At 65.1% G+C, this 5,900-nt stretch carries 5 protein-coding genes; 4 read left to right on the plus strand and 1 reads right to left on the minus strand.

Annotated features, from left to right (window positions below; genetic code table 11):
* Nucleotides 1-33: 33 nt before the first annotated feature.
* Complete coding sequence (locus ACWD04_RS33575) at nt 34-474, minus strand: hypothetical protein (protein ID WP_451137514.1); 441 nt, start codon at nt 472-474, stop codon at nt 34-36.
* A 627-nt stretch (nt 475-1,101) separates the two neighbouring features.
* On the opposite strand from ACWD04_RS33575, the gene ACWD04_RS33580 reads away from it, so the two are divergent.
* From ACWD04_RS33580 to ACWD04_RS33595, 4 genes are all read left to right on the plus strand, one after another.
* A complete protein-coding gene (locus tag ACWD04_RS33580) occupies nt 1,102-1,866 on the plus strand; it encodes a radical SAM protein (RefSeq protein WP_451137515.1) in 765 nt (254 codons plus the stop codon).
* Nucleotides 1,863-2,297 (plus strand): DUF6375 family protein, encoded by a 435-nt coding sequence (locus ACWD04_RS33585; RefSeq protein WP_451137516.1) that lies wholly within the window; start codon nt 1,863-1,865, stop codon nt 2,295-2,297. The genes ACWD04_RS33580 and ACWD04_RS33585 overlap by 4 nt, the downstream gene beginning before the upstream one ends.
* A 902-nt stretch (nt 2,298-3,199) precedes the next feature.
* Complete coding sequence (locus ACWD04_RS33590) at nt 3,200-4,960, plus strand: hypothetical protein (RefSeq protein ID WP_451137517.1); 1,761 nt, start codon at nt 3,200-3,202, stop codon at nt 4,958-4,960.
* Nucleotides 4,961-4,964: 4 nt separating this feature from the next.
* Nucleotides 4,965-5,900, plus strand: a 936-nt coding sequence (locus ACWD04_RS33595) for a hypothetical protein (protein WP_451137518.1), incomplete at its 3' end; no start/stop codon positions are given.

The following is a 5,900-nucleotide window of genomic DNA, read 5'->3' on the forward strand; positions in this document are numbered from 1 at the left end:
GTACCGCTTCGTGTACTTGCTTCCCACCTGGTGCTACTTCCTCTGGAACCTCAGGGTCCCAGTCTCCAGGTGTCCATGATCAAGGGGAAACTTCATGGACACCTTGGTCGCGAAGTGGTTTTCTCCCCGGTCGCACTTTCCCTGCGCCAGACGATCATGCATGTTCTGCTTTTGTGTTTCCAGCTTGAGACGGCGCGGGTTGCAGCAGCCCGGATTACTGCCTCCAGGACACAGATGCCGAACGACAAGATCACTGTCGATACGCGCCAGGGTCAGACCGTGGTGCAGGACAGAAGCGAACCGGGCAGCCTGGGTGTGGCGACCTTCCCAATACACGAAGCCGTATCCGAAGTCATGCCGACTCGCTGCCATCCAGGGCCAGCACACCGCATCGCCGCCGCTGCGGTCGGTCTTCCACCAGAACTCCGCCTCGAGTGCCTTTCGTGCCAGCTCTTTCAGGTCGCCGCTCGTCACCCTCCACCCGCCGGGAGGCGGTGGGGTCACGGTTCGCACCGGATGGGGGCCAGGCCGGTCCCGATGAAGGCGGAAGCGGTCGACTTTTTAGACGCGTAGGCGAGCGCAAACGCAAAGCAGGTCACCTCGGAAGCGTCGCAGGGACAGGCCGCATGAGCCGCCGACCGCATCGCGCCCGACAGCGCAGCCGATCTCACGACGATGCCGCACCGGAGCCCTCCGGTGCGGCATCGTCATCTCATGGCTCCGCGCACAGGCCCCACCAGGATGGTCCTCGGCGCGGCCTCGCCGTATCACCCGCCTATCACGCAGCCATCAACAACTGGGCGGCCTCATTCGGCAGATGATCGACCTCATGCCCCGCCGGCTGACTGGCAAAATCATTCCAACCTGGCGCGGAACCGAACCACCAGAACCAGGGATGAAACGTCAGTAAGCGATGTTCTCCGTACACGCCTCGCCGTCGCTCACCTTGGTGGCATGATGTCGTCGATGACGTGCAAGATCCGCCTGTCCGCATGTGGTGTTCACTTGTTTGACCGCGCCTCCGGGATGAACGTCCTGCTCGATGAGGTGCCTGTCGCTGCTGAGCAGTTCTCTCCTGCACCGCGGTACCTATCCGTCGCCTTGACGAATGCGTGCGAGCTCCACTGCCTGTACTGCTACGCGCCCAAGCATGCTGCGGCTCTCAACTCCGAGGACGTACTGGCCTGGGCGGTCGAGCTCGATGCGGCCGGGTGCCTGGGCGTCGGTTTCGGAGGCGGGGAGCCGACCGCGTACCGCCGGTTCGCTCAACTGTGCGCGGACATATCCCAGTCCACGTCGATGGCGGTGACGTTCACCACGCACGGGCACCGGCTGACACCCGACTTCACCGAGTCCCTGCGCGGGGCCGTGCACTTCGTCCGTCTATCGGTCGACGGAATCGGCCCCACCTACGAGCGGCTCCGAGGCAAGCCATTCACCTCCGTGGTCCGCGCGGCCTCTCTGATCGCCTCCCTTGCCCCGTTCGGCATCAACACCGTGGTCAACGCCGACACCGTCGGTGAACTGGACGACGTCGCCAGGTTCGCGGCCGATGTCGGAGCCTCCGAGCTGCTGCTCCTGCCGGAGCAACCGACTGCGGCCACCCCCGGTATTAGCGAGGCCGACGCTCAGATCCTCGTCAAATGGGTCTCGGCTGCCAGGGCCGGGGTACGCCTCGCAATCTCCCGCACCGGCCTCGAAGCGGCACTGCCCGTCGCAGAGGCCCTCCCGGGCGAGCATCCCTTGGACGCGCACATGCACGTCGACGCTACGGGGAACCTGCGCCCTCACGCCTACGCTTCCGTGGGAACACCGATCGGCGCATCCATCATAGATGCCGTCCAGGCGCTGAGAGGAGCACGATGAGGATCTGGAACGGATACGGATCGGAACACTCCATGAACCTCATCATGATCGGCCGCTTCCAAGAAGTAACCGGAGCGAAGGCGGCCGAGGAATGTATGAGGGCACTGCAGGAACTCGCCGAAGGCACGTGGTCTGACGACGACTGGCGCAGCCACGATGAGCGCATGCCCCGCGAACTCGGCGACGCACTGCGTGAAATGAAGCTATACGACATGGGCCGCTCCGACGTCGACAACTACGCGTTCGACCACAGCGTCACCCGCGACGCCGAGACGGTCAGGCTCTGGACCGATGAGTCCGATGTGCAGGGGTTCTTCAAGGTGCTCCTCCACTACGGCGCGAAGGTTGAGGTGTTCTCCCGTCACGAATGGAACGAGGACGCGACACCGAGGTCGGATGTGAGCGAGCGGAGCGACAGTGGATCTGACTGATCTCGAGCGCCTGCCCGGTGCCGACGACCAGAACTTCGAAGCCCTCACACGGGCGGTCGTTTCCCGACGCTATGGCGCGCTGGGAAGGATGCGGGAGCGACGCAACCAGCCCGGCGTCGAGTTCTACCTCAGCGTCGACCACGTCGGTGCCCTGGGCGATCCCGGCAGGGTCTGGGGCTGGTCGTGCAAGTGGTTCATCCTGAATGGCAAGAACCAGCTCACCAGCCGCCAACGTGAACTGATTGAGGACTCACTCAAGCTGGCGGTCACGCACGTCAAGGGGCTGACCGACTTCGTTCTCTGTTTGCCACAGCGGCCGGCAAAGAGCGATGAGGAGTGGATCGACGGGCTCCGCCAGGGAACCGTCAAGGTCAAGCTATGGTGCGTCGAGAACTTCGACGCCGAGCTGGCCGGGCATGACGAGCTGCGCGCCACCTTCTTCGGCGAGCTCACCCTCACCCCGACAGCGCTGGAACATGCTCACGAGCGGTCCGTTGCGCCGGTCCGGCTCCGATGGATGCCCCGCCTGCACACCTCCACCTCAGCGGAGCACCATATCGACCGGGCATTGCTGCGCCCGGCGGCGTTCGACTGGCTGCAGCAGCGTACCGATGACGTTGAAACCCGGGCTGACGCGCTTCGCGTCGCCCTCGACAGCCTAGATTCGGACTCCCGCATCGATGCCTCAGCGGTCGCCGACGACCTAGACCGGTTCGTCGCGGAACTGAAAGAGATCATCGACGCCGGCAGGAGTCTTCGCCCCGGGGAGGTCCGTGAACGGCTCGCCAATCAGCAGCCACCAGCGACTTCTCCACGCGCGCTGAAGCGCCTGGTAGCCAAGCTGCGGAGGTATCAGCAACCCGAGGCCCTGCTGGTTACCGGCCTTGGGGCGGAGATCCGCGATGGTCCAGTGGATCAGCACCGCACGAGCCGATGCCGATGCGCCTCTGCTCGCCATCACCGCCGCCGCCGGACAGGGCAAGACGCATCTCTCTGCGCAGATGACCGCACCGACCGGCCGGCCAACAGCAGGGGTGTTCGTCCAAGGCGGCAGCTTGCAATCGGGCGGATCTCTCGACGACCTCGCACGTCGGATCCCTGGGCTGAAGGCCGACCGCGTCGAGGAGCTCTTGGAGGCGCTTAACTCAACTGGCATGCGCGCAGGTTGCCGTATCCCGTTGGTCATCGATGGGCTGAACGAAGCCGAGCGGCCCCTTGAATGGCGCAGGCTGCTCGCCGAGCTGCTACCGGCGTTGGGCGACTACCCCTACGTATTGGTCATCGTCACCCTTCGCGAAGCACACGCCGACCAGCTTCTCCCTGTAGGCACTGCACGGCTGGCCCTGGAGTGGCAACAAGCGGAAGTCGTCGAGATCCTCAAGGTCTACTTTCGCGAATACAAGATCAACCCGTCCGATACCTGGCTTCCGACGGTCGCCTTCGGCAGTCCTCTGTTCGTGCGCATGTACTGCGAAGCCACGAACCCCAAGCGACAGACACCGGTGGGCGCGGAAGCACTGCCCCAGTCCCTGGTCAGTGTTTTCGAGCTTTACCTCGAAGGTGTGGCTGAACGCCTGGCCTTCGACCCGGCGCGCATTCACATACCCGCTGACCAGATCAAGCGCCGCCTCGCGGACCTCGCCAGGCACCTGTGGACACATCAGGTCCGCCGTCTCCCATCCGACACGGCCAGGGAAATCCTCGATGCGGGCCAGCCGAACTGGGACGAGAGCCTCTTCCGGCGCCTTGTGGAGGAAGGTGTCCTCATCCGCCAGGAGATGAAGGGCTTCGACGACACCGAGTGCGCATTTGCATTCGACCGGCTCGCCGGTTATCTGATCGCCGACTCGCTCCTGGTACGCATGACCTACACCAGTGTCAGTGAGCAGCTCGCGGAGCCGGATCTGTGGAAACGCCTCCTTGGCAAGCAGGCGCATTCCCTCGGTGAGGATGTCACCATCGGACTGATCGGCCTGCTCCCACGCCGCTTCACCAAGCGTCACCTTTGGCGTGCCACGCCAGCCGAGCACCGCGATTTCGCACTCACCTGCGAGCTCGCCACCGAGTCCGGCTTCCTGGATGACGAGACCGTCACCGCGCTGGAGGCCCTGATCGGCACACGCCGGGCTGGTACGCCCGGCCACCGTCACGTGTTCGATCGCCTGTGGGAGGTGCGCAGGTCTGCCCGGCACCGCCTGAACGCCGTGTTCCTTGACCGGGTCTTGCGGCGGATTCCCCTTGCGCAACGCGACGCGTACTGGACCGAATGGGTCCGCAGTCAAGCCCCAGGAGTGCTCACTACGGCCCTGGAGCGGGCGGTCAGCCGATGGGACGGCGGGGCAGGCCGCGTCGAGAGCGACGACTTGGACGCGCTGGCCATCTCCTGGCTGCTGGCCTCGACTGACACGGTCTTGCGTGACCTAGCCACGAAGGCCCTCCAGCGGTACGGACGGCCGGAACCCAAGCGGCTGTTCGACCTCGCGGCCAGGATGCTCGACGCCGATGACCCCTACATCGTCGAGCGTCTCGTCGGTGCCGCGTTCGGCGCGGCCAGCACTCACCAGATGCCGGATCCCGCAGGCGTTCGAGCCGGCGCTGCGAGACTGGCTGGCGCAGCTGCACGGCCGCTTCCTCGAGGGCGGGTCCACGCCCACCTCCCATGAACAGTTGCGCGGCTATGTGCGGTCGACCTTCGAGTTCGCTGGCGCTCTCCACCCCTTCGCCGTCCCGGACGGTATCAACGCCCGCGCCTTGAGGTTTGCCGCCGCGGAGCCCGCCAATGTGATGGCCGACGACGATCCCCATGCAGCGGAATGCGACCGCACCATGGGCATGGACTTCGAGAACTATGTCATCGGAGCTGCCATCAACGGCCGCGGCAACTACGACTACACCCACCCTGACTTCCGTCAGGCCCGCGCTAAGGTCAGAGCCCGCGTCTGGGAACTCGGCTGGCGCAGCGAGGAGTTCAGCAGCCTCGACGAGGGCATCGCCATGAGTGCCGAGCGCCCTTACAGCTCTTCCAGGAAGGTGGAGCGTTACGGCAAAAAGTACAGCTGGGTCGCCTACCACGAAATGGTCGGCCGTCTCGCGGACGCCGGACGGGCACCGGCGCCCTTCGGGGAACCGGAACGCTTGATGCCCGACATCGACCCTGGCTTTCCCGACAAGCCTCCGGCCGCGCCCGTGCCCCTTCCGCCGTGGGCATCCGTGGAGTCCAGGGGCCATCAGACCTGGGTCACGTCAGGCAGTGTGGCAGTCCCCGACCACCTGTGGTCTCCGAAGGAAATCCATGGTGTGGACGGCGGCTGGCTCCTGGCCGAGGGCTACCTTGCCCACGAGCAGGACGGCCGGACGGTGTTCGGCTTCTTCCGGACCCTTCTGCTGGCCCCCGAAGACGCCAAACGCGCACAGCAGTTCGCTGCAGAGCAGGAATATCCGGGAAACGACTTCTTCCCCTCGCTGCCAAAGACTCGCGGCGTTCTGGCCACGGAAATGCCTTGGAGCTCTAGCCTCGCCGTTTCGCTTGCGGTGGGCGAGGTGACGCTGAGAGGTCGATCGAGGCGGTATCGGGCGGTGGGCATGGTGGAGACCCGGCGCGTT

The sequence above is a fragment of the Streptomyces sp. NPDC002911 genome (genome assembly GCF_053591835.1).